This is a genomic window from Paenibacillus chitinolyticus NBRC 15660 (assembly GCF_000739915.1).
Taxonomy (GTDB): Bacteria; Bacillota; Bacilli; order Paenibacillales; family NBRC-103111; genus Paenibacillus_F; species Paenibacillus_F chitinolyticus.
The window spans coordinates 45,448-69,350 of sequence record NZ_BBJT01000007.1 but is presented as its reverse complement, the minus strand read 5'-3'; the positions used below and the strand labels follow the sequence as shown (position 1 = coordinate 69,350).

The window sequence follows — 23,903 nt, the reverse complement described above, 5'->3', positions numbered from 1 at the left end:
GCTTCACTTCAAGCGCCTAGCTCTGCGCCGCCGCAGCTTGAAGCCGGGCCGCGATCAGCTCCCCGAAGGCGTCGGCGTTCCTCGGAGGGTCGACGCCTTCCCGCAGCGCGCGGGGGAGGGAGCGCCAAAGCCGGAGGAGCATGGGTAGCTCCAGACCGATGCGTTCGATGGTGTCCGTCTCCGCGAAAACCCGCCCGGGTGGCCCCTGCAGCAGACAGGCGCCCTGATCCATGACCAGGACTTCGTCCGCCCACGTGTAGGCCAGGTCCATGTCGTGGGTCGCCATGACCACGGTGACGCCGCTCTGCCGGATGTCCGCCAGCTCATCCAGCAGAAGCCGCTCCGACGCGCGGTCGAGATACGCCGTCGGCTCGTCGAGCAGCAGCAGGCTCGGCTCCAGCACGAGAACGCCGGCCAGGGTGACGCGCTTCTTTTGCCCGAGGCTCAGGTGATGGATAGGAGTATGGGCGAGCTGTTCCAGGCCCATTCTCTCCAGTACCGCTTCGGTCCGGGCGCGAATTTCGGGCTCGGACACGCCGACGTTCCGCAAGCCGTAGGAGATGTCCTCGTACGGCGTACCGAGAATGAGCTGCTGCTCGGGGTCCTGGAACACGAGTCCTACCTGCCTGCGCAGCTCCTGCAGATCCGTGCGCTTGTAGGACACAGGGGCGCCCTTCCAGCGCACGGTCCCCGATTGGGGCCGGTGAATGCCGACGGCATGCAGGAAAAACGTCGATTTGCCGGAGCCGTTATGTCCGCAAAGCGCGATCTTCCGGCCCGCCGGAATCGTGAGGCTGAGTCCGGCCAGGGCCTTTTTTCCGGTACCGGGATAGCTGTAGACGACGTCCGCCAGTTCCATGATCGGATTCATGCGAATCCCCTCCATTTCAGCCAAATCTGTGCTGCCGTCAGCATAAAGATCCCGGTCACGCCTTCGGCTTTGTAGCGCGGCGGGACGGGGGCCGCTTCATAGGGGGCAAGTTCGATCCGTTCCGTGAAGCCGCGGGAGGTCAGCCCGTAGGTCAGACCACGGTAGCGCTGCATCGTCCGGCCGAACAGATGAACGATCAGCAGAGCGGTATCGCGCAGTCCGCCTGCGAATCCGTTCTGTCCGCCCCGGCAGCGCTGGGCGGTCCGCATGGCGTGAGCCGTATCGGCGAGCAAAAAAATAAAGCGGTACATAATCAGGGTCAGCTCAATCACGATCTGAGGCATGCGGATTTTTTTCATCACCTGAAGAATTTCCAGCAAGGGCGTCGTGAACAACACAAACTGCAGACAAGCGAGACAGGCGGAGACCCGCATAAACAGCCCCGCTGTGCGGGATAAAGATTCACCCGTGACGTAAACGGTCCATGGACCGGCCGTTCCGATGATCCATCCCGAAGAAAGGGGAACCCCGGTCCCCGCATTTTTTCCGAATTCCAACAGGAGAGCAGGCAGGCTGGCCGCGAAAAAAAGCAGCGAGCCGCCGTATACGAGCCAGTAAAGCTTGCCCGGGACGCGTGCGTAAAGCAGGGTCCAAAGCGTCATCCATCCGAAAACGGCCGCTTGAACGGGCGGGGCACCGGCATAGGACAGGATAAAGAGACAGCCGGCAAATCCGCATTTCCAGACGGGGGAGATTCCCCGGAAAGCATTGGCATAGGAAATCGTGTCAATCCGCTTGAGCATCATGCTTTGGGCTTCGGTTTGGAGGCCTTTCCCTTATACAGGCCGATCACATACCCGATAAAACCGGCTCCAAGCGCGGCTTGCAGCGCGAAAAGCATGCTTTCGGTTTCAGCGGGAGGCTCCATCAGCGACGCGAACCAAGGCTCGTAAGTCGGAGCGATTTCCTGAATCGCTTCCTCCGCGGCTCCGTCCGCTCCTCCGAACTCTCCTTTAACGAAAATGAGCGGCAGCACGGCAAGCAGGACGACCACGACCAGAATCCAGACATTCTTCTTCCACGTTTTCATGAACGGTCAGCTCCCTTCAAATTGCGCTGCAGAGCGGAAATTTCATGCGGCGTATAGGCTTGCAGCCAGCCCAGAACCAGCACGGTCAGCAGCCCTTCGCTGATCGCAAGCGGAATCTGCGTGACGGCGAAAATGCCCGCAAATTTGGCGAAAGACGCGAGCATGCCCCCGTCGGCTGCGGGAAATGCCACCGCCAGCTGCACGGAGGTGACCAGATAGGTGGTCAGATCGGCGAGCGCGGCGCCCGTAAAGACGGAGAGCTTCTGCCTGCCCGTCGATTTGATCATGAGTTTGTACACGGCATAGCCGACAAACGGTCCCGCAACGGCCATCGAGAATGCGTTGGCACCCAGTGTCGTAAGCCCGCCGTGGGCGAGGAGGAGGGCCTGAAAGAGAAGGACGACGGAGCCGAGGACGCTCATGGGAAGCGGTCCGAACAGGATGGCTCCGAGTCCGGTACCCGTCGGGTGGGAGCTGCTTCCCGTAACCGAGGGAATTTTCAGGGCGGACAGGACGAACGTAAAGGCCCCGGCCAGACCCAGCATAAGCTTGAGCTCCGGCGTTTCTTTAGTAATTCGGATCAGAGCGCGGACGCCCAGGATGAAGAATGGCAGGAAGACCACCCACCAGAATAAGGCCCAGAAGGGCGGCAAAAAGCCCTCCATGATATGCATAGCGTAAGCCGACTCCGGCTCGTTTACCAGAAAGAAACAGACGATCCCGGCTATAAGCAGAAAAGACGCCAGGGTTTTACGGATGTTCATCGGTAATCCTCCTTCATGAGTGTGGGTCCGCCGTAAGCGGCGGCCAGTGCGGTAGAACGGGGGCATGCCCCTGCTGTGCTTTCGGACGGTGATTCGTTAAACCCGATGCCCGGCTGCCAGCTCCGCAAGCTCTTTCCGATGATTCCGATGCGGTAATTCCCGGTTCCCGACCTCTTCTCCGCACACAAAAAAAGACATCCTTCCCTTCGCACGGGAACACGATGTCTTATGCACGCAACAAAAAAAGTTTGCGATCTCAAACACCTCCCTATTCCTCGTAGGTCGTATCAGTGCTGTCAAAACAGGCAGGTCTCCTGGCTCGGGGCGTCCATACCGGCGCCTTCCCGGAACGTCTTAGTTCCAGTGGCTTCGTGCCGGATGTGAATGAGAGTGTTTCCCCTTACAGTGGCGGGACCGCGACGGCATTTCACCGTTCTTCCCTTTTAAATTTTAGAGTGGCTCTAAAATACCTGTTTCCACAAATATGCGGTTTTCCGTGATAATACTACAGGATGTCCCAAACCTTGTCAATTGAGGAAAAGGCCTGAATTTCAAGGCGGAAACGCTACAGGAATCGGTTTCGATCTCTCTCTTTTCCTTACCTTTGAAATCGCTGTCTTTTATTTGCGGAAAAGAAAAACGAGAGGGGGATCGGCCCTCTCGCTGAACTTGATTTTATAGGACGAAAATGCCGACCACGCCGGTTACGATTCCTGTCAGGGCAACCATACCGGCTGTGAACCAGAGCACCCGCGCAGGAAAAGCCTTGCGTACCATAATGAGGGACGGCAGGCTGACGGCGGGCAGTGTCATGATAAGCGCGGCGGCCGGTCCCGTGCCCAGACCCAGGGCCATCATCGTTTTGGCGATCGGAATTTCCGCGGCGGTCGGGATGACGAACAGGGTTCCGGCCAAAGCGAGTCCGATCAAGGCGACGAGGCTGTTGCCGATCGCGGGATCGAGGGCCGGGAACAGCCAGGCGCGTGCGGCGCCGAGAATGAACACGGCGATGAAATAAACGGGAACCACGGTCCAGAACATCGTCCAGAGCGCTTTCAGCCAGCGGACGACGACCGGCCCGGACTGGTGCTGCGCAGCCGGTATCTGCGGAAGCTCGCCGGTCACGGCATCGTCCTTCTTGACGAGGCGTTCCGCCCAGTACGAGACGCCGAACACGAGCACGACCCCCGCGGCGATTCTCAGAACGGCGAATTTCCAGCCAAGCACGAAGCCCATGAAAATGATCGTCGCCGGGTTCAGTACCGGGTTGCCGATCCAGAAAGCGAGAGCGGAGCCGATGGAGCCCGACTGCTTGCGCATGCCGACCGCTACCGGAGCGGCGCAGCAGGAGCACATCATGCCGGGCATGGCGCTAAGTCCGCCGGCTACCGTGCTGCCGAAAGTGCGCTTGCCGAACACTCGCTTCAGCCAATCTTGCGGGATCAGCACCTGAAGCAGGGAGCCGAGGACGATGCCGAGAATCGCGGCTTTCCAGACGGCTTTGAAGTAAACGACGGAATAGTCCCAAGCCGCGGCCAGCGAAGGCTCGGCGGAGCCTGCGAGAATCGACTTCCCGATGTCGTGCTTGGCCGCCGCGGTAAGCGCTTTGTGGAAGTACGGCTCCCACTTTACGTAAAACAACCCGCCTATGAGAATGGCGATAAATAAAAAAGGCTTCCAGTAAGCAGAGCGCGGTCTGCTTTTGGTGGAAACCGGAATTGGAGATGTATTCACGTGATGTCCCACCTTTCTAAATCCACTTGCAACTATACCATAGTCACCGGGGAAAAAGAATGGCTTTCTTCTGTCAGAAATCTGTGGTGAATGATAGATGATAGTAACGAAAGTTGGGCAGGTAATCCTGCTCAACCTTTTTTACGCTGATGCACTTGCCGCATATGTTAGAGCATTTTTAGATAATCAATAAGTCGTAAATCCGAGCATGTCCTGCAGATGATAGACGATTCGCTTGAAGCCGACCAGCTTATCCTCGTAGGCCGGATATTCCAGGGAATACTCGGCATCCCGGTTATTCCACAGGCGGTCCCAGTAACGGTCAAGGTCCTGTGTAATTTTGCTGCCTGCCGGGGCCGTTATCTCCACGTTCGTTTCCAGATTGAGATCATCCAGATTGCGGGGCGTGAAATTGGCGGAGCCTCCGTTAATGACGGCGCTGCCGTCGGGGTGACGGATGTCGATCAGCTTCGTATGAAACTGTTCCTGTGCGGTGTTGTACCATTTAACGGCGATTTTACCGCCCGTCTTCTTTCTCAGCTCCGCGGCGACCGGACGGTTCGGAATCCCAGTCTTGCTGTGACCGAACGCATTCTCGTTCGGATCGAGCAGCAGTTGGATGGATACGCCCCGGGCGGACGCATCCAGCAGAACGTCGATGACCTTGCGGTCGGCGAGATAGAACATACCCATGCGGATCTCGCTGCCCTTGGGCGCTGCCGAGATACTGTCAAGCAGGCGGGCATAGGTTTTCCCTTCCGTAAGCAGGCGTACGGTCACGGCGTCCCGGGAGGGCGCCGCCTGTTCTTGCGTTCCGTTTCCGGACGCCGCTTCCGGACGTGCGGGTTCCTCCTGCTTATCGGCCGCCTTCGGCTGAAGGTGCGCGGGCCCGCCGGACATAGCTGAAGCGGCCTGCTCCGTTCCGACGACTTCGGAGATGAAGTCCTTGCTGCCGGTTATCTGAAACCCGATATTCGAGTTGTTGAAGCTGGCGTCATGCGGGTTGGCGGACAGCACCAGCGCCGTATTTTCGGTGGCGACGACTTTGCGGTGATTCGCTTTGACATTGAAAAGCTTCAAATATGAGCGCAGCGTCACTTTGGGGGCTGAATCCGCGAGAGGATTGGGCAGCCAGCCCTTGCCCGACTGTCCGAACCACTGGAACCCCATCCGCCAGACGGCGGAGTACAACGGGACGGAGTCTCTTAACGGGTCCGTATCCGTGAGTACGACCCCGATACCGGCCGCCTTGAGCCGTTCAAGCTCCGGGGACGGGTGCGAGCCGTAGGTCGTGTTCACCTCGTCGGAAACGACCGTAATCGGCATGGCAGGATGTCTACGCTTGGCGTCCAAGAGACTTTCCGTCAGTTGTCCGCTCAGAGGCGGGAAGGACTGGTCGTTGTCGTAGTACCCGCTGTACAGGAACATGTCGACCACGATAAATTCTTTTGCTTCCGCGATAGCTTGGTTAACCCGGTCGAAAATCATCTGTTCCTGATGATAGCCGCCGTCTTTTTTATAAGAAAGATCATATAGAAAGTCCACGCTCTCCGCTCTGTAGGCTTTTCCTTCGAACGACAGGCCCGGAGGCAAATCTTTGTGCGTATGAACGGCGGCCACGATGCCCGCCCAGATGAAAAAGACGAGAAGCAGGATACCGCCCTTCAGCCAATTCGAGGAGAGCCAACTTTTTTCGGCTGGTTTCCGTTTATTTCCCGAAGAGCGGACCGGGGGTGAAGGTTTTTGTTCGGTTCGTTTTAAGGGCTCCATGCGCATTCTCCCCGTACTTATAATGGACATAACGGAGCCTGTCTGTCCGCCGGTGCGGGAAGTCTATAGACTCCCGTATGGTAGGAGCAGGATGTTACAGGCTACCGACTATTTAACGCCGGGAGGGGGCATGTGAAGCAGGGGAGTTTTGGAACGGGAAGCAGAACGGAACCGAAGCCGGCTGCATTCGTGCCGCGCAAGGAAACGGAATAGAGACCGGTCAGGATGGGGTGGGGCCCGGAACCTGCATCGCCTCATGAGCGCCGCGAACTTTCTGGACGAATACTTCCAGTGCCTTCGAGTTTTCACCCGCGGTCCTGCGCACCATCGTCAGAGTCCGGGTCAGACGGCGGCCGCCGGCTCCCAGATGGACGATTTCCCCCGATTCCAGCTCCTTGCGCACGATCCATCTCGACAAAAGAGCGATCCCGAGCCCGGCGGACACCGCTTCCTTCACGCTTTGGGAGCTGCTGAACATAAAGGAGCGCTTCACGTTCAGCTGCCATTCGGCGATCAGCCTGTCGCTGTAAGCGCGGGTTCCCGAACCGGGCTCCCGCCAAACCCACGTCTGGTTCTGCAAGGCCTGGAGCTTGAACAGTTCCCGGGTCAGAGGATGATCGCGGGGAGCAATGAGAATCATTTCATCTTCCATAAAAGGTTCGATCTCTACGTCCGGGGCGTCTGCGATCCCCTCGATAAGCCCAATGTGAAAATGATCGCGGCGCACGCCTTGAACCACTTCGACGGTGTTCGCGATCGTGGACTGGATGTCTACCTTCGGGTAATGCTTGGCGTAATCGGCCAACAGGCGGGGAAGGATATACTCGCCTATCGTAAAGCTGGCGCCGATTTTAAGCGATCCCGTCACGACGTGCTGCAAAGCGTCGATTTCCTGACGGGCTTCTTCGTAGAGGCGCAGAATTCTTTTAGCTCTCGCATAAAGAAGCTCCCCGGCTTCCGTCAGTTTGACTTGTTTGGGAGAGCGGATCATCAGCTTGGCGCCGAACTCCTGCTCCAGATTCCGGATATGCTGGCTGACGCCGGGCTGGGAAATATTCAGTGCCTCGGCGGCCCGGGAAAAATGGCGCTGCTCCGCCACGGCGGCAAACACGCGCAAATGATCGACGATCATCGTAAATCCCTCCGCAACGATTGAGTGTGAGAAGACAGTCGAAAAGCGGCTGCATGCGTCTTCATGTGTCTGAAAGCCTGGCGGTTCAACAGCCCTTTTGTAAAAGCGAAAAGAGCGTCTGACCTTTGCCTCCATTGTATCATAAGTTTTTGTAATGATTGGCATCGCGTATTCGTATTTCCGTTCCCCTGCACGTCCTCTTATAGTGAAAATAAAGAACGCGTTCGACAGCCGTGTGAACACGAGCCGAAACGAACTGGAGGGGTCGACAGATGAAAACTTTTACGCAGCGGTTAGGAACCCCGGCTTTACATGAAACGGGAAAAGAAAAGACGGATTCGAATGAAAGCCAAGATAAAGCAGAATCTTCTGTTATAAAAGAAGAAACACGGCCGGAAGAGGCGCAAGCGGAGGGAAGGCGCGGGAGTGCCGATACGTTTGCCGCCTCGGGTTTCGCAGAGGCGGAAGCGTCAAACCCTTCCGCTGCCCCAGCAGCGGCAAAGCTGGGGCCCGGCAGCGGCCCCGCCCGCCTCGCCACAGGCCTCGGAATGACGCTTGCGCTGGCCCTCGCGGCCAAAGCGCTCGCCCTCATTCCGGGCCTGAATGTCATCGGGCAGCTCGTGCTCGCCCTGCTGCTCGGCATCGCCTGGCGGGCCGCCGCTCCCGTGCCGGCATCCGCCCCGGCCGGGCTGGCCTTCGCCAGCAAGAAGCTGCTCCGCGCGGGCATCATCCTGCTCGGCATGCGCCTCAGCCTGCTGGATGTGGTGCATGCGGGGCCGGCCGTGTTCGCCGCGTCGGCGGGCAACATCCTCTTCGCGACCGTCGTCGTATACGCCATCGCCCGGCGGATGAACGTAGGCCCGCGCCTCGCGATGCTGAGCGCCTGCGGCACCGGGATTTGCGGGGCGGCGGCTATCGCCGGCATCTCTCCGCAAATCAAGGCGGACGACGACGAAACGGCCGTCGGCGTCACGGTTATCGCGCTGCTCGGCACGCTGTTCACCGTGGCCTACACGCTGGTGTACCCGCTGCTCGGCTTCTCGTCCGCCGAGTACGGCTTCTTCTCGGGCGCGACGCTGCACGAGATCGCCCACGTGATCGCGGCCGCCGCTCCGGGCGGCAGTGCCGCGGTAGACAGCGCGCTCTTGGCGAAGCTGACGCGCGTAGCCCTTCTAGCGCCGGTCGCTCTGGTGCTCGGCGTCTGGGCGGCGCGGCGGGAACGCCGGGGCGCAGACGAAGGCGCCCCCGGCTCCGCGGCTTCCGGCGCGGCCGGGAGCGCCGCTCCCCGCAAGGCGGGCGTGCCGGTCCCGTGGTTCATCGTGGGCTTCCTGGCGGCCGCCGCTCTGAACACGATCGGGATCGTACCGCAGCCCGCCGCGGCAGCCGCCGTTCAAGGCGCCTACCTGCTTATCGCGATGGCGATGGCCGGGCTCGGCTTGAACGTGAACCTGGCCGTGTTCCGGCGTCACGGACTCTGGGCTTCCGCAGCCGTGCTGCTGGGCTCGGTGCTGCTCTCGCTGCTCGGCATCGCGGAGGTCTATGTCCTGCGTCTGCTTGGCTGAGAGATCGGCAATAGACCATGAACCCGCAATTTAGATGAAGCCCTTTGAAGCGGACAGATGCTTGGCGATTACCGCCGCCTGTCCGTTCAAAAGGGCTTTTTGCGTACCCCAAAAGTTGTATTCTCCTTCCAGTTTGGGGTTTAATAGAGACAGGGAACCGAAAGATCCTGTTTGAACCGGCGTTCCGCTGGGCACACTTCCATTGAAAGGTCTGTTTGCAGGCCGCATTTTTATACATACACCTACCGGTAATAATGGATGTTTCGGAAGCCCGTCAACCGGGTAATGAACGAGTTGAAACTTAAAGGAGGCGCTCATATGCAAATTACTTATCACGGACACTCGTGTTTTTTGGTAGAAAACGAAGGATACCGGGTACTCTTGGACCCTTTTCTAAGCGGAAATGCACTGGCTGTAGCCGATCCGGGAGAAATTAAAGTGAACGCCATCCTGCTTACACACGGCCATAGCGACCACATCGCGGATGCCGAGGAAATTGCCCGCAAAAATGACTGCGTCATTATCGCGAATTTTGAAATTGCTTCTTATTTCGCATCCAAGGGACTCAAAACCTTTGCCATGAACATCGGCGGCAGCGCCAAGTTCGAATGGGGCACCGTCAAATATACGCTGGCTTTCCATTCCTCCAGTATTGAAGTGGAGCCGGGCAAATTCGTGGACGGCGGACAACCCGGGGGCATTCTTCTGACCATGGGCGGCAAAACGTTCTATCACGCGGGCGACACGGCCCTTTTCGGAGATATGAAGCTGTACGGGGAAATGTACAACATCGATGTGGCGGCATTACCGATCGGAGATGTTTTTACGATGGGACCGGATGAAGCCGTGCTTGCGGCCACATGGCTGCGCGCCAAAAAATACATTCCGACCCACTACAATACGTTCGACGTGATCAAGCAGGACGCAAGCGAATGGATTCAAAAGCTGAAGCAGGCGTATCAGGAAGGCGTCCGGCTCGCTCCGGGCGAGACCTTGGACGTCTAGGCCTGCCGGGGCAGCGATAAGGGAACCGCAAACGAGGGGGCTGTCTGCGTACATACGTACAAAGGCAGCCCTGTTTCGGTATCCCGGGCGGCGGATTACGCACCCTCTGGAGTTCATAGGAAAAATCGGCGATAATGCTGTTAACGATAAAAACCAGGAAACCGGCAGCGTCCGTTTGCACAGCCGGTTATGCCCTGTCGGAGGGATTCATCTATGCAGGAACTTCAATCGAGAGAGAAAAAACCTAAAGAGACCAAACATATCGCGACGGTTTCGCTCGGTGTGATGGGAGCGGGCTTCCTGGCCACGCTTCCTTTCGCTCCGCATACCGCGGGAGCCTTTCTGCAGAGCGGCTTCGAAGCGGGCCTTGTCGGGGGACTCGCGGACTGGTTTGCGGTCACGGCTCTTTTCCGGCACCCTCTGGGGATCAAGATCCCGCACACGGCCCTGCTGCCGAACAACCGCGCCCAAATGACGAAGGCGGTCGTTTCCGCGGTGGAAGACAATTTGCTGGGCAAGGAAAGCATCGCGCTGCGGATCGGCCAGATGCGCCTCGTCGAGACGATGCTCGTCAAAGCGGAGGAAGCGCTCCGCTCAGAAGGTGCGCGCGAGGCGGTGCGCAGCGCCTGCCGCTTCGCGCTGGAGCGTCTGCCTGCTGAGCAGATCGCGGCTTTTGCCTCGCAGCAAATCCGGCAGGCGGCGGGCAAAATGGACCCGGCGGCGGCCGTCGGGCTGGCGGTCGATCAGGTGCTGTCGCACGGCTACGAAGAGCCGGCAATTGATTTCCTGATCGACCGTGCCGAGCGCTGGGCCGTGCGGGCCGAGACGCGCCGCCTCCTCGGGGAGATCGCCGAGGGGGTTATCCAGGGAATCGAGATGAACGGGCTGATGGCCTTCGCCAAGAACGCACTCCTCGGATTTATGTCCGGGGACAAGCTTGGCGGCATGCTTCAGCATGCGCTGCTCGATAACCTGGCCGCCCTGCGGCTTCCCGGCCACCGCAACCGCGTCGGCCTGCTTGACATCGTCCGCCGGGAGATGGCGGGCCTTAAAGACAACGAGCGGCTGCACGAAGCCGTCGGTAACCTGGCGCGGCAGCTGCCGGACCGGCTCCGGCTGGAGGAGCGGCTTACCGCTATGATCGAAAGCTGGCGCGACCGGCTCCTGGAGCAGTTGCAGGAAGGCCCGCTGCTGGACGAGACCGTCATGCCGCTGCTTGAAGAAGGCGTCCGCCGTCTGCGCGGCGATGAGAATACCGTGCGCAAGCTGGAGGAATGGCTGAAGGCGCAGATCACCGAGTTTGTGGAGCGCAACCATTCCAAAATCGGCGCTCTTGTCCGCGAGAATATCGACAAGATGGACAATGCCACCTTGATCGAGTTCATCGAGAACAAGGTCGGCAAAGACCTTCAGTGGATTCGGGTCAACGGCGCCGTCTGCGGATTTATTATCGGACTCGCTCTCGAAGGGGTGCGTATGCTCTTCGGACAATAACGCCGCCTGCTCCGGAAGGCAGTCTCCTCGCAGCGCCGGGCGAGCGCACTGCCGTGTGCTTGCTGCGCGATAAGGGGCCGTGTCATCTGACCGATAAGGGCCTCCGGCTCCTACGGGTATGCCCATGGGACAAGAGCGGAAAAAAGTCTCCGCGCAATAGGCAAGTGAACAGGCATAAATGTCTCTCCCTCCGTATGCTGAATTAGATATATTCGAGAGGAGAGGTTCAATATGAGTCATCATCATCACCACCACCATAATCACTGTCTTTGCCCGGAGAAGCAGGTGTTCGATCCGCCTACGAGAGTATACAGAGATTTTTATCACCCGCAGATCGTAGAAATCGTTCATCCGATCGAAATCGTCAACCGTCATCACTGTGTGCCCGTGCCTAAACACGTTTACTGCTGCACGGTGAGAGACGAATTCTGCCCTTCTCCGATTCGTTAACGGTCCAACTGATGCTAAAGCGCCGGGGGAATTGTTCTCCGGCGCTTTTTGTACAGTCTCGTTATGGGAATTATTGGCCCGGAACCCCTGAACGGAGTGGGACAAACGGGTGGAATTCGGGTAATCGTACATATGTGTTAAGATGGAAAAAAGCGGTTGATTACAGCTGCATAAAGGACGCTGCCAGAGGAGGGATTGGCATGATACGAATCGGATTGGCAGGCTGGGGAGATCATGACGATCTCTATACAACTCCTGCGGACAAGAAAGATAAGCTGAAAGTGTATTCCTCGCATTTTCCGGTTGTGGAGCTGGACAGCTCCTTTTACGCCGTCCAGCCCCTGCGCAATACCCGGAAGTGGGTGAAGGAGACGCCGCCCGGTTTCGGGTTCGTCGTCAAGGCGTACCAGGGTATGACGGGACATCTGCGCGGGAAAAATCCTTTCGAAAGCACGGAGCAGATGTTCCGGGCTTTCGCGGAGTCCATCGAGCCGATGCGTGAGGCGGGCAAACTGACGGCGGTGCTGATGCAGTATCCGCCCTGGTTTGACTGTATCCGCGAAAATGTGGACGCGCTCCGTGAAGCGAAAAGTCTCCTGGACGGGCTGCCGCTCGCGGTGGAGTTCCGGCACCGCAGCTGGTATGCCCCGGAAGTGCGGGAGCGCACGCTCGGCTTCCTGGAACAGGAGGGCTGGATTCACACGGTCTGCGACGAGCCCCAGGTCGGCAGCGGATCGGTGCCGATCGTGCTCCGCGCAGCCAATCCGGACCTGACGCTGGTCCGGTTCCACGGCCGCAACGACGGCGGCTGGGTCGGTGCGCCTCCGGGCAAGAGCTGGCGCGACGTGCGGTACCTGTACCGCTACAGCCGGGCCGAGCTCCTGGAGTGGAAGGAGCGTCTCAAGGTGCTGGAACGGAGCAGCCGCGAAGTCGCGGTTATTTTCAACAACAACTCCGGCGGGGACGCAGCCGCCAACGCCAAAGAAATGATGGAACTGCTCGGCATCGAGGACGAGCAGGGACTCGCTCCGAGGCAGCTGGATTTATTCTGATTTACGGTCTATACGAAAAGCCATGTCGTCTTTTGAAGGCAATTGGCTTTTTTTGTCGTTTAATGGAGGAATCAGAGAACGCGGCAAAGAATGTGATTCGTGACATTCGAAAGGGACGGACAAGCTCACGTAACGTTATCGCTTTAATAGGCCGATAATTTTAAAGCGGTCTTTATCCGAACCGGAACGTTCAGCAAGTAAAAAATTCAACTGAAGCGGAGATGAAAGATGAGAAAGAAACGTAAGATTCCACAGGTTTTATCCGTATTGATGGCAGGCGCTTTGGCAGCTTCCGCCGGAACGGCGGGAGGCTCGGCCGTAAGCGCCGCTCCCGCAACCCAGAAAGCCGGCTTTGCCGATCTTTCGGGCATAACCGGAAACCCGCTGGAAAGTATTCAACGTGCGGTCGAATTGGGGCTTTTCGATGGAGCCGCGGACGCTTTCCGTCCGAAAGATCCGCTGACTAGGGTGGAGATGGCGGTTCTCCTTACACATGCACTGGAGCTTCCGCTTGACGCATCGTCTTCGTCCTTTAAGGATGTTTCCGCAAGCGGCTGGGGGAGTCCGTATATCGAGGCGATCCGCAAGGCCGGTATCGTCCAAGGCGACGGAGAGGGGAACTACCGCCCTCAAGCTCCCGTAACCCGCCAGGAAATGGCGGCCATGCTGATGCGCGCCGCCGAACTTTCTCCCGAAGGCGGCAGCGTGTCTGTTCTGCCCGGAGACTGGGACCGGACCGCTCCGTGGGCTCAATCTTACGTCCGGGCCAGCCTGGAACAAGGTTCCATGAAGCTTGCCGGAGGCTCTTTTCTCCCGGCAGGCACCGTCTCCCGCGGCGAGGCGGCTGAAATGCTGCTGGCCACCTTTTTTTCCGTCGAACATGACATGATTCTCCAGGAAATCAGAGATTCCCGCCACATCAAACTGAACGGTGTCGTATATGAGCTGTCCGAAGAGACGGCGGCCCTTTTTACGGAGAAGAACAAGGCGGTTCTTTCCAGAGCCAAGCTGAAATTTCATGCGAACGGCCGCAAGATCGACGCGATCCGTTCACTTGAACTGCGCGCATCCGGAAGTCCGGCCGGGGACGGGGAAGAGGAGTTCTCCCGCAATCTGGTACTGGATGGGAACGGGGCTATCCTGCCCGGAGATTTGATCGTATCCAATGATTATTTGTCCGTGACCGGTCTGCAAATCAACGGCGATTTGACCGTTGCGAAGGGGCTGGAAAACGACTTTTACGCAGAAGGCATCAAAGTTAAAGGGCAGACGAGAGTAGCCGGAGGCGACGACAATACGGTCGTTTTTGAAAATTCCGAGCTGAACGGCGTGACTGTTCTTAAAGAAAATGTGCGGATCGTGGTCTCTGGTAAAACCGTCGTCCAGCAGATGGACATCCGGTCTTCGGCCCAAGTGGAAGTCGGCGTGGAAGCCCGGGTGCCGGAGCTTACCCTTTCGGACGGTTCCGCCAAGGTGGATCTGCACGGATCGCTCGGGCAGGTTACGGTGCAGAGCTCGCAGCCCGCACAGATTACAGGAAGCGCTTCGATCCGGCAGCTGAACGTAACGGGTTCCGCTTCCGTAAGCATCGACGGCACCGGAACGATTGAACAGCTGCAAGTCACGAATACGGCTTCCCAGGTGGCGATCGGGCCGTCGGCGCAAGTGACGTCGGTTTCCCTCGGACAGGGGGTATCTCCTTCGGCCGTTACGACGAGCTCCGCCCCTGCCGGGGGCGCCGGCAGCTCTTCCTCTTCCGGTTCCTCCAACGGTGCGCCGGTTCAGACTGTTCCTTTCCCCGATTATATCTTTATGGAAAGGGGAACGCCCGCCTCGATCGACCTGGCGGCATACTTTACAGATCCCGAGGGAGACACGCTGAAAATGTCCGCCATTTCCAGCAGCAACAGGATCGCGGGCGTGTCAATGAGCGGCTATAAGGTAACTTTGACACCGGCCGCCAGCGGAACCGCGACGATTAAAGTGTCCATTGACGACCAGCACGGCAATAAAATCAGCGCTTCTATCAAGGTGACCGTGTATGCGCTGCCCGTCGCCCAGACCGTTCCCGATCAGCTTGTCCAGTTGAACGGAGCTTCCGGCGTTGTGCGGCTGAGCGATTATTTCAGCGACAAAGCGCTGCGGAATTTGACTTATTCCGTTTCCTCGTCAGACCTGTCCGTCGCGGATGTGTCGGTAAACGGGGATGAGCTGAGTCTGACCCCTCTCCGCTCCGGTCACACGTCCGTAACGGTGACGGCCCAGAACGATATCGTGGCGCATGACGGGTCTCGTGGTGAGACGTCGGTCACATTTGAGCTCACAGTAAATACGCCTCCGGCGGCATCGCAAAATCCGGCTGACGTACATCTGGCTCCGGGAGCCGTGAGTTCGCCTCTCGATCTCTCGCAACTGTTCACGGATGGAGATGGGGACACGCTCACTTACGAAGCCGAGTCCGGTGATTCGTCGGTTGCGACAGGAAGTGTCCAGACCGGCCTGTTGACGATCCAGGCCAACCAGCCTGGAACAGCCGTGATCAAGCTGCGGGCGAAGGACGGCAAAGGCGGAGTAGGCACTGCGGATCTGACTGTTCACGTCGGTCCTTTCAACCAGTCTCCCGTTGTGAGCCTGCAGCCTACGGACAGGCTGCTTGCCGTAGGCCAGACGGATACCGCTCTGGACCTGACGCAAATATTTGCCGATCCGGATCAGGATGCGCTTGTTTACGAATATACCGTATCCGATCCTTCCGTCGTTGCGGCGGTCCGGCAGGGCGACTCCCTGCTGCTGACGGCGCTCCAAGGCGGGCAGGCGGTGATTAAACTGACGGCCAAGGACGGCAAGGGCGGAGAGGTGAGCGCCTCCTACACCGTAACTGTTAACCGTGCGCCGGAGGCTGTCCGGAATCCGGACGATGTTTACCTCGTTACGGGCAGAGCGGACGGCGAACTGGATCTCTCGCAGTTTTTTGCGGATGGAGATCAGGACCCTCTGACCTATGAAGTCCAGTCATCGGTTCCGGGTACGGCGTCCTGGGAGGTAGCCGGACAGAAGCTGAAACTGCACGCCCTCCAGGTGGGCACCTCCGCTTTCCGGGTTACCGCTAAAGACGGACGGGGCGGCGAGGCCGCCGTGACCTTTACCGTCAACGTGCGTATGCCGAATACGCTGGGTACGATCCCGGATCAGACGGTAGAGCTCGGAGCGCCTAAACTGCTGGATCTGACCGCCCTTCTGGCGGGCTTTGATTCGGCTGCCACGGTAACGGCCAATACGTACGACACTTCTGTTGCGACGGTTCTGTTGTCGGACAGAAAGCTGACCATGACGCCGGTAAGCGAAGGAACGGCTACGGTTACCCTAAGCGTCTATCATCCGGTCGAAGGGGATCAGAGCACGCAATTCGCCATCCGTGTCGTTCAGCATCTGAACAGCGCGCCGACGGTGGTGAAAAACATCCCCGATCAGCTCCTTACACCGGGCGTTACGAATGTGCGGACGTTCGATCTTGCTTCGTACTTCGCGGATGCGGACGGAGATGCTCTGTCGTATACGGTGTCGGGTTTCTCTCCGGCTGTCGTTTCGGCTTCCGTATCGGGCAGTATCTTAACGCTGAACCCGGGCACGGGAAGTACGGACGGACAGGTGACGGTGACGGCAGACGACGGTAAAGGCGGGACCGCCGAGTTCAAGATTAACGTGCGTACGGCTCAGCTCGTCAACAACGAAATCGTTACGATCCGAACCAAACAGGGCATAAAAGATCCGCTCACTTACGATTTGGCCGACCTGTTTCCAGGCGAAACCTCGTTCCGCATGTACAAAGGCACGCCGGATGCTATCATCAGCGGTCCTACCGTATTGAACGGAAAAACACTTTCGCTGGCTAACGAAACGTCTTATTTATGGGTAATCGGGGCTCAAGGCAAAGCGGCCGTATTCCGGGTCGTCGCCGAAGCCCAGGGCGCTCCGCAAATTTTCTTCTCGGAATATTTGGACGGAGGGGACGGACGAATCGCGTTTGAGCTCTATTACAGCGGGGATATGGATCCGGGCAAGAAACCGACCGGTTATACCGTTGAGGCGCATCAATATATGAAAAAAACCGGGAAAATGAACGTGATCAGCAAGGCACTTCTTGATCAGGGGCCGGGCAAACCGCTTATTGTTCCTTATATTTTCATCGACTCGATCTTTTACGATTTCTTTGATTTAACCGCAGCCGTCTATTATAACGAGGACGGGATCAGGTTCTACAATCCGGCTGAATGGAACACGGTTGCCTTGGTGCTGAAAAAAGACGGCCAGATCGTCGATGTGCTCGGAGATCCTTCTTCGACGGCGCAGTTCCTGCCTAACGGCGGAACGCTGGTTAGAAAGTCCGGCGTTTCTACCGGATCGAAGCAGTTCTCCAAGTACGGAGAATGGAATGTGTACCCCAAAGGAAGTTATCAATTTATGGGCCATCACACGCCGTAAGAACGACGAAAAGGACTTTGGAGACGAATAGGCTCCAAGGTCCTTTTTTGCTTTCTGCAGGAATAGCGGGATTACCGTTCCAGCCTGGTAACCCGCTGTTCCAGGCGGTCGAGCCGCTGATCGAGCCGGTTGACTTCCCGGGTGAGTCTGTCCAGTTCCCGGTTAAGCTGGTTGAATTCGCGTTCCAGCCGGTTTACGCGCTGCTCCAGGTTTCCGAAGCCTGGCCCGGGTCCCGGTCCCGGTGCAGGTCCCGGCCCAGGACCCGGCCCCGGGCCAGGCCAAGGTTCCGGCCCCGGCACCGGTCCGGGAGCGGGAATATAGAGCGTCTGCCCCACATAGACATAAGGGGTGGACAAGTTGTTGGCGCGGAGCAGAGCTTCCACCGTTGTATTGTAGCGGTTTGCGATCAGATACAGCGTGTCGCCGGGCTGCACGACATAAGTAATCATGTATGTTCCTCCCATAAACGGAGTTCGGATAGTCGCTGGCGTATTGTATGTGCCCGGTGGGCATTTGGTGCCCGGCAAACGCCCGGCGCGAGATGTTTTGACATGAAAAAATTCCATTGCCGACCTTGGGAGGAATGTGCTAGATTTGAAGCGGAATATATAGATTACCAAAATTTTCATGGGGAATGGGGTCAACCAATGCTAAACCGCAATACCTTCCGGCTGTTCGGAATTGTGCTGGCAATTGTGCTGGCAGCCGCTTCCGGCTTCGGATTCGGCACGCCTGTGCGGGCCGCGGCCGATTCGGACGAGCTGCCGCAGATTATCGCGCGCACATCGCCGTCCGTAGTCGCCATCATCGGCAAGCCGACCGGCGGCAAAGCCGATAAAGGCACAGATAAAGACCGCTACGATCTGGCGCACGGTACGGGAGTGATCATTAAATCGAACGGGGTCATCGTGACCAACGCGCATGTGGTGAAAAGCATGAGCAACCTGGTCATCGTGACATCGGACGGAAAGTCTCATACCGGTAAGGTGACCAATCTGGACGAACAGAGCGACCTGGCTCTGGTCAAAATTGAAGCGGCCGGCCTTCAGACGGCATCGTTCGCCGATCCGAAAAGCCTCCGCGTGGGCGAGACCGTCGTCGCCATCGGTACGCCGGTTTCCTTCGCGCTGCGAAACTCCGTTACCGTGGGGATCGTGAGCGGCATCGACCGCTCGGTGAACGATCAATACCGGCTCATCCAGACGGATGCCGCCATCAACCCGGGCAACAGCGGAGGCGCTCTCGTGAACATGAAGGGCGAAGTCGTCGGCATCAATACACTCAAATACTCGGAGTACGGAGTCGACAATCTCGGGTTTGCCATTCCCGTGGATACCGTGGATTACGTGCTTAAGCATTTCGAAGCTTACGGCAAAGTGAAACGCTCGTTTCTGGGGCTGAAACTGGAAGAAAGCTGGGAAGCGGCCGTCGGCCTTCCTTCCGATGACGGCTTGACGGTTTCGCATGTGGAACCGGGATCGCCGGCCGAGAAGGCGGGCATCGAAGAGGGAGATACCCTGGTGTCTATCGGCGGCAAGGCGGTGGACACGACCGTCCAGTACAACGAGGTATTAAAGCAGTATTTGCCCGGACAGAGCGTAAAGCTTACTGTGCAGGCGGGAGGAAAGACAGTAACCCGCGAGGTCGCGCTGGGAGAAGAGAAGTCCGAGGATGCCCGTCAGACAGACAATACCGACAATACGGGACTGAATACGGACCGGGGCAAGACGAAAATCGGAGACAGCAGCCAGAGCTGGTCGATGAAATATCCGAGCGGGCTGATCAAGCAGTTCCAGAGCGCGGACGGCACGGTGGTGCGGTTTGCCGACGCCAAAGGCGACTTTACGCTGTCCGTCTCCGTCGAAGATCAGGGCGACGAGCTTTCTCCGGCCCTGCTGCTCAAGACGGTTGGGGAGCTGAAGATGGGCACCATTCTGGAAAAGCAGTACGTAAAGAGCGGCACGCAGCCGTACGCCAAAGTAACCGGCAAGCTGGGAGGCATGGTCTACCAAATCCGGCTTTATCAGGACCATGACAAGCTGTACACGCTGGCTTTGACCTACAGCCAGGACAAAGAGAACGGCACGAAAGCGGGGCCGAACAGCTACGGGGATCTGCTGGACAGCTTCCGGACCGTTTTCGACCGGCAGGATGCCAAGCTCAAGGACATTGCCAAGAAGAAAAGCGGCGGTGGGGACGAGGTATCGAACGAATATGGGCTTACCTTTGCCCTGCCCGATAAATGGAACGAGTCGCCTTACCGGGACGATGTCCAATATTCGAACGACACCATGAGCCAGGGAATCTCCATCGAAGTGACTTCCCAAACGACAGGGGATACGCTCGATGCCTGGGTGAAACGGGACAAAACGGATTTTGAAGAAACCTTTGCGCCATCCTACAGGGAAACTTCGGAAGTCAAGCAAGGAACGCTGGACGGTATGGAGTCCCGGGAAGTTACGTTTTCAGCTACAATGGGCGATAAATGGGAAAGTATCCACCGGGTTTACCTAGTGAAAGAAGGCTACAAATACAAGTTTTCGATCCATTATCCGAAAGAACTGAAGGCCGACGAGACCGACAAGCTGCTCGGAACCGTTATTTCCTCCATTCGGCTGGATGTGAAAAAAATGGACGCCGGCGTAGGCTTCATTCAGGACGAACAGGAGATTCTGGACAAAAACCGGACAATCCGCTATGTCGACGAGGACTACGGATATACGGTGAAAATACCGGAAACGTGGACCCGCGACTATGCGGAAGATTACGACGATTCCCAGTTCGAAAAAGGCGGCGCTTCCTTCTATACCTTCACCGGCGGATACTTTGCCGTAGACGCGGAGGAAGGAACCGATTGGCAGGAGAAAGCCGCGGAACTGAACGACGGTCACGAGAAAAGCGCCGAGGCCGATGCGGATTACAAGGTCAAAGCGGAGGACGTCAGCCTACTGGGTACGACAGTCCGCAAATTTACCGTTCATTACTCGGTAAAAAAAGTCGGCTACGAGGAAACGGAGTATGTGCTTTCCAGAAACGGCAAAGTCTACGTGATTACGACAAGGCTGAATGACGCGGTGCATACCGAAGCGAATGCCGAGCGGTTGAACAAGGCCGTCCGGTCGATGGTTTTCGGAAAATAGTCGGATTTGTGTGACTGGAACGATTGCATGTCCATTCAGCATCTCTTACAATGGGCTTAACAGGACAGACGGCCGGGAGACGCGTTCTCCTGCCCGTCTGTTTTCGTAACCGGAAGAGGAGAGGACACAGCAGATGCGTACATTAGGAGCAATTGAAGCAGGCGGAACCAAATTTGTCTGTGCGATAGGCAATGAAGACGGAACGGTGCTGGAGCGGGCAAGCTTCCCGACAACCACGCCGGAAGAAACGATGGGCAGCGTCCGCGCTTTCTTCGAGGGCAAAGGAATCGAAGCGCTCGGCGTGGGTTCGTTCGGGCCGGTAGATCCGAATAAGAAGAGCCCGACCTACGGCTATATTACAACGACCCCCAAGCCTCATTGGGGCAACTATAACATTTTGGGTGAATTGAAAAAGCATTTCGACGTACCGATGGAGTTCGATACGGACGTGAACGGGGCGGCGCTCGGGGAAGCGACCTGGGGCGCGGCCAAAGGGCTGGAGAGCTGTCTTTATATCACGGTGGGAACCGGCATCGGTGCCGGAGCGGTCGTAGGCGGCAAGCTCGTTCACGGGCTCACGCATCCGGAAATGGGTCACATTTTCGTGCGGCGCAATGCCGAAGACACTTATGTGGGAAAATGTCCTTACCATAAAGACTGCCTGGAAGGACTGGCGGCAGGCCCCGCCATCGAGGCGCGCTGGGGAGTGAAGGGAACCGAGCTGGGCACGGACCACAAAGCCTGGGAACTCGAAGCCGATTACCTGGCCCAGGCGCTCATGAGCTACATCCTGATCCTGTCGCCGGAGAAGATCATCATGGGCGGAGGCGTGATGAAACAGCAGCAGCTGTTTCCGCTGATCCACGTCCGCCTTCAGGAGCTTCTGAACGGCTACGTTCAGAAAGAGGAAGTTATGGCGGGGATCGCCGACTACGTCGTATACCCGCAGCTCGGCGACAACGCCGGAATCTGCGGCGCTCTGGCGCTGGCCGCCCGCGCGCTCGGATCGGAAATCCGATAGCGGGTCCGTCAGGGCCGTACCCATTCTCCCGAACCCGGGAGGGTGGGTATTTTTTCTTAGATAAGAATAAGTATAAACGTCCCGGATTTTGTCACGTTTGTCTGTGATAATGATTATCAACTTCATTGACAATGGGCCGGGCGTATCTTACACTAAAGGGAGAATAGGGATAGGGCGTATAGGGTTTGTCCGGTATGCCCGGTACTCGCAAAAGGGGTTTGCCGATTTGCCTCTAAGAACGAACACTCTCAAAACTATAGGACTTCTGACCGGTGCCGCTCTGCTTATAATCGCTATGGGATGCAGCATCGTTTACGGATATACGGGCACCAGCTGGCATACCGCCTGGGATGCCTACCGTGCTTTCAACGGCTCCAATGAGCATCTGATTATCCGCGAAGCGCGGATGCCGAGGGCGCTGATCGCGGCCGCCGTCGGTTCGAGCCTCGCTATTGCGGGCGTGCTCATGCAGGCGCTTACGAAGAATCCGCTCGCTTCGCCGGGGCTTCTCGGCATTAATGCGGGAGCGGGCCTGCTCATCGTGATCGCGATGTCCCTGCTGTCGGTCAGCTCGCTGTCCACGCTGGCGTGGATCGCCTTTCTGGGCGCGGCCATCGCTTCGGCGGTCGTGTACATGCTCGGCTCCGTCGGCCGGGAAGGGCTCACTCCCATGAAGCTGACGCTTGCCGGCGCGGCGGTCGCCGCCTTGGCCAATTCGCTGACGCAGGGCGTGCTGCTCTCCAACGAGACGCGCATACAGGACGTCCTGTACTGGCTGGCCGGATCGGTCGAGGGGCGTAAGCTGGATATTCTGCTACCGGTGCTGCCTTATCTGGGCGCAGCCTGGCTCGTCGCTCTGCTGCTGTCCAGCCAGATCAACGTCCTGATGATGGGTGAGGACGTGGCCGTCGGTCTGGGGCAGCGCACGGTCTACATCAAGCTGATCGCGGCCGTCGTCGTTGTCTTCCTGGCGGGAGGCTCCGTCGCCGTGGCGGGCCCGATCGGATTCGTTGGCATTATCGTGCCGCACCTCGTCCGGTCACTCGTCGGCTTCGATCACCGCTGGGTCATCCCGTACGCGGGAATCTGCGGCGCGCTGCTGCTGGTGGCGGCCGATACGCTTTCGCGTTTTATCATCATGCCGCAGGAAGTTCCCGTCGGTGTGATGACGGCCTTTATCGGAACGCCGTTTTTCGTCTATATCGCGCGGAGGGGGTTTAAGACTTCCTCATGAGCCGCTACAAACATATTCGTCTAAAATGGCCGTCCATTTCATTCGTACTGGATAAACGGGCCTTGCTCGTCACCGCGATTCTCGCGGTTCTGCTCTGCCTCCTCATGCTCGTCTCGACGGGCACGGGAGAGATCAAAATCAGCCCGCTGCAGGTGCTCCGCACGCTGTTTGGGATGGGCACGCCGCAGGATGCGCTCGTCATTCACACGTTCCGGCTGCCGCGGGTTCTCGTGGCGGTCATGGTAGGGGCGGCGCTGGCTATGGCCGGAGCGATCCTGCAGGGCGTCAGCCGCAATCCGCTGGCGTCCCCGGACATCATCGGCATCACCGATGGTGCAGGCGTGTTCGTCGTCGCCTTCATCGTGATGACGACCGGCACGGGCAGCACGTTCCTTTCCCAGGCCCAATGGCTGCCGCTTGCGGCCTTCGTCGGCGCCTCGCTGACGGCGCTGATCATCATGGCTCTGGCCTGGAAGAACGGGCTGCCGCCGGTAAGGCTCGTGCTGATCGGCATCGGAATCGCGGCTTCTTTGTCCGCGGTGAACACGATGCTGATCCTGCTCGCCCCGCCGGTACTGACTACCCAGGCCGTTACCTGGAAGGTGGGGAGCGTGTACGGCTCGAATTGGAGCCATGTCGGAGCGCTGGCCTTATGGCTGGCGGTGCTGATTCCGATTCTCGCGTACATGGCTCGCAGCCTCAACGTGCAGGCGCTGGGCGATTCGGTCGCCACCAGCGTGGGCAGCCGGGTGAACCGCCAGCGCGTCGTGCTGATTCTGCTCAGCACCGCCTTAGCCGGTTCGGCCGTAGCCTTCGGCGGGGGCATCACCTTCGTCGGGCTGATCGCGCCGCATATGGCGCGGCGGCTTGTCGGCAGCGCGTACGGCGCTTTGCTGCCGGCGTCGGGGCTGTTCGGCGCCCTGGTCGTGCTGGTATCCGATTATATCGGCCGCACGGCGTTTCCGCCGCACGATTATCCGGCCGGGATTTTTACGGCCTGCGTCGGTGCCCCGTATTTTATTTACCTCTTGTACAAATCCCGGAACACATAAATGAGCGATCCGGTATATAGATAGGAAGGCGCTGCGCCCAGAGACGGCTG

18 protein-coding genes and 1 riboswitch are annotated in these 23,903 nt (G+C 58.3%); of the genes, 10 read left to right on the top strand and 8 right to left on the bottom strand.

Going from position 1 to position 23,903, the window contains the following annotated elements:
* Window positions 1–16: 16 nt before the first annotated feature.
* The 7 genes from PCH01S_RS17560 to PCH01S_RS17525 form a co-directional block, all read right to left on the bottom strand.
* A complete protein-coding gene (locus PCH01S_RS17560; RefSeq protein WP_042231274.1) occupies window positions 17–871 on the bottom strand; it encodes an energy-coupling factor ABC transporter ATP-binding protein in 855 nt (284 codons plus the stop codon).
* Window positions 868–1,677 carry a cobalt ECF transporter T component CbiQ gene (cbiQ, locus tag PCH01S_RS17555; RefSeq protein WP_042231272.1) on the bottom strand — a complete coding sequence of 270 codons (810 nt, stop codon included), beginning with the start codon at window positions 1,675–1,677 and terminating at the stop codon, window positions 868–870. The genes PCH01S_RS17560 and cbiQ overlap by 4 nt, the downstream gene beginning before the upstream one ends.
* A complete protein-coding gene (locus PCH01S_RS17550) occupies window positions 1,674–1,961 on the bottom strand; it encodes an energy-coupling factor ABC transporter substrate-binding protein (protein WP_009675911.1) in 288 nt (95 codons plus the stop codon). Before PCH01S_RS17550 ends, cbiQ begins: the two co-directional genes overlap by 4 nt.
* On the bottom strand, window positions 1,958–2,725 hold the full coding sequence (locus PCH01S_RS17545; protein ID WP_042231271.1) for an energy-coupling factor ABC transporter permease: 768 nt from the start codon (window positions 2,723–2,725) through the stop codon (window positions 1,958–1,960). Before PCH01S_RS17545 ends, PCH01S_RS17550 begins: the two co-directional genes overlap by 4 nt.
* A 287-nt stretch (window positions 2,726–3,012) precedes the next feature.
* Window positions 3,013–3,214, bottom strand: a riboswitch (cobalamin riboswitch).
* Between the two features lie 186 nt (window positions 3,215–3,400).
* Window positions 3,401–4,459 carry a permease gene (locus PCH01S_RS17535; protein ID WP_042231269.1) on the bottom strand — a complete coding sequence of 353 codons (1,059 nt, stop codon included), beginning with the start codon at window positions 4,457–4,459 and terminating at the stop codon, window positions 3,401–3,403.
* Between the two features lie 186 nt (window positions 4,460–4,645).
* Entirely contained in the window at window positions 4,646–6,229 is a 1,584-nt protein-coding gene (locus PCH01S_RS17530) for a phospholipase D family protein (RefSeq protein WP_042231268.1), read from the bottom strand.
* A 220-nt stretch (window positions 6,230–6,449) separates the two neighbouring features.
* The gene (locus tag PCH01S_RS17525; RefSeq protein ID WP_042231267.1) at window positions 6,450–7,361 is read right to left on the bottom strand and encodes a LysR family transcriptional regulator; all 912 of its coding nucleotides are present in this window, start codon (window positions 7,359–7,361) and stop codon (window positions 6,450–6,452) included.
* A gap of 272 nt (window positions 7,362–7,633) precedes the next feature.
* Here PCH01S_RS17525 and PCH01S_RS17520 point away from each other — a divergent pair, with 272 nt between their 5' ends.
* The 6 genes from PCH01S_RS17520 (at window position 7,634) to PCH01S_RS17495 (ending at window position 17,406) form a co-directional block, all read left to right on the top strand.
* Window positions 7,634–8,923 (top strand): YeiH family protein, encoded by a 1,290-nt coding sequence (locus PCH01S_RS17520; RefSeq protein ID WP_042231266.1) that lies wholly within the window; start codon window positions 7,634–7,636, stop codon window positions 8,921–8,923.
* A gap of 318 nt (window positions 8,924–9,241) precedes the next feature.
* A complete protein-coding gene (locus PCH01S_RS17510) occupies window positions 9,242–9,928 on the top strand; it encodes a metal-dependent hydrolase (RefSeq protein ID WP_042231264.1) in 687 nt (228 codons plus the stop codon).
* A 213-nt stretch (window positions 9,929–10,141) separates the two neighbouring features.
* Window positions 10,142–11,422 carry a DUF445 domain-containing protein gene (locus PCH01S_RS17505; RefSeq protein ID WP_042231263.1) on the top strand — a complete coding sequence of 427 codons (1,281 nt, stop codon included), beginning with the start codon at window positions 10,142–10,144 and terminating at the stop codon, window positions 11,420–11,422.
* A gap of 231 nt (window positions 11,423–11,653) precedes the next feature.
* Window positions 11,654–11,872: a hypothetical protein gene (locus PCH01S_RS29880; protein WP_084706632.1), complete on the top strand. Its 219-nt coding sequence runs from the start codon at window positions 11,654–11,656 to the stop codon at window positions 11,870–11,872.
* Window positions 11,873–12,072: 200 nt separating this feature from the next.
* On the top strand, window positions 12,073–12,924 hold the full coding sequence (locus tag PCH01S_RS17500) for a DUF72 domain-containing protein (RefSeq protein WP_042231262.1): 852 nt from the start codon (window positions 12,073–12,075) through the stop codon (window positions 12,922–12,924).
* Window positions 12,925–13,152: 228 nt separating this feature from the next.
* Window positions 13,153–17,406, top strand: a complete 4,254-nt coding sequence (locus tag PCH01S_RS17495; protein WP_042231260.1) for an S-layer homology domain-containing protein — start codon at window positions 13,153–13,155, stop codon at window positions 17,404–17,406.
* 71 nt (window positions 17,407–17,477) lie between these two features.
* On the opposite strand, the gene PCH01S_RS17490 is transcribed toward PCH01S_RS17495, so the two are convergent.
* Entirely contained in the window at window positions 17,478–17,855 is a 378-nt protein-coding gene (locus PCH01S_RS17490; protein WP_042231259.1) for a LysM peptidoglycan-binding domain-containing protein, read from the bottom strand.
* Window positions 17,856–18,053: 198 nt separating this feature from the next.
* Between PCH01S_RS17490 and PCH01S_RS17485 the strand changes: the two genes are divergently transcribed.
* The 4 genes from PCH01S_RS17485 to PCH01S_RS17470 all read left to right on the top strand — a co-directional run bounded on the left by PCH01S_RS17485 (window position 18,054) and on the right by PCH01S_RS17470 (window position 23,853).
* Complete coding sequence (locus PCH01S_RS17485; protein ID WP_042231258.1) at window positions 18,054–20,546, top strand: S1C family serine protease; 2,493 nt, start codon at window positions 18,054–18,056, stop codon at window positions 20,544–20,546.
* Between the two features lie 133 nt (window positions 20,547–20,679).
* Window positions 20,680–21,567, top strand: coding sequence for an ROK family protein (locus tag PCH01S_RS17480; protein ID WP_042231257.1), 888 nt, complete (start codon window positions 20,680–20,682; stop codon window positions 21,565–21,567).
* 226 nt (window positions 21,568–21,793) lie between these two features.
* The gene (locus tag PCH01S_RS17475) at window positions 21,794–22,801 is read left to right on the top strand and encodes a FecCD family ABC transporter permease (RefSeq protein WP_042231254.1); all 1,008 of its coding nucleotides are present in this window, start codon (window positions 21,794–21,796) and stop codon (window positions 22,799–22,801) included.
* Entirely contained in the window at window positions 22,798–23,853 is a 1,056-nt protein-coding gene (locus PCH01S_RS17470) for a FecCD family ABC transporter permease (protein WP_042231253.1), read from the top strand. Before PCH01S_RS17475 ends, PCH01S_RS17470 begins: the two co-directional genes overlap by 4 nt.
* The last annotated feature ends 50 nt before the right edge of the window (window positions 23,854–23,903 follow it).

Bases quoted from the DNA above. Each gene is read 5' to 3' on its own strand.
- PCH01S_RS17530 (WP_042231268.1), bottom strand. From the start codon at position 6,229: ATGGAGCCCTTAAAACGAACCGAACAAAAACCTTCACCCCCGGTCCGC.
- cbiQ (WP_042231272.1), bottom strand. From the start codon at position 1,677: ATGATGCTCAAGCGGATTGACACGATTTCCTATGCCAATGCTTTCCGG.
- PCH01S_RS17495 (WP_042231260.1), top strand. From the start codon at position 13,153: ATGAGAAAGAAACGTAAGATTCCACAGGTTTTATCCGTATTGATGGCA.
- PCH01S_RS17545 (WP_042231271.1), bottom strand. From the start codon at position 2,725: ATGAACATCCGTAAAACCCTGGCGTCTTTTCTGCTTATAGCCGGGATC.
- PCH01S_RS17480 (WP_042231257.1), top strand. From the start codon at position 20,680: ATGCGTACATTAGGAGCAATTGAAGCAGGCGGAACCAAATTTGTCTGT.
- PCH01S_RS17520 (WP_042231266.1), top strand. From the start codon at position 7,634: ATGAAAACTTTTACGCAGCGGTTAGGAACCCCGGCTTTACATGAAACG.
- PCH01S_RS17525 (WP_042231267.1), bottom strand. From the start codon at position 7,361: ATGATCGTCGATCATTTGCGCGTGTTTGCCGCCGTGGCGGAGCAGCGC.
- PCH01S_RS17500 (WP_042231262.1), top strand. From the start codon at position 12,073: ATGATACGAATCGGATTGGCAGGCTGGGGAGATCATGACGATCTCTAT.
- PCH01S_RS17510 (WP_042231264.1), top strand. From the start codon at position 9,242: ATGCAAATTACTTATCACGGACACTCGTGTTTTTTGGTAGAAAACGAA.
- PCH01S_RS17470 (WP_042231253.1), top strand. From the start codon at position 22,798: ATGAGCCGCTACAAACATATTCGTCTAAAATGGCCGTCCATTTCATTC.
- PCH01S_RS17550 (WP_009675911.1), bottom strand. From the start codon at position 1,961: ATGAAAACGTGGAAGAAGAATGTCTGGATTCTGGTCGTGGTCGTCCTG.
- PCH01S_RS17560 (WP_042231274.1), bottom strand. From the start codon at position 871: ATGAATCCGATCATGGAACTGGCGGACGTCGTCTACAGCTATCCCGGT.
- PCH01S_RS17485 (WP_042231258.1), top strand. From the start codon at position 18,054: ATGCTAAACCGCAATACCTTCCGGCTGTTCGGAATTGTGCTGGCAATT.
- PCH01S_RS17505 (WP_042231263.1), top strand. From the start codon at position 10,142: ATGCAGGAACTTCAATCGAGAGAGAAAAAACCTAAAGAGACCAAACAT.
- PCH01S_RS17490 (WP_042231259.1), bottom strand. From the start codon at position 17,855: ATGATTACTTATGTCGTGCAGCCCGGCGACACGCTGTATCTGATCGCA.
- PCH01S_RS29880 (WP_084706632.1), top strand. From the start codon at position 11,654: ATGAGTCATCATCATCACCACCACCATAATCACTGTCTTTGCCCGGAG.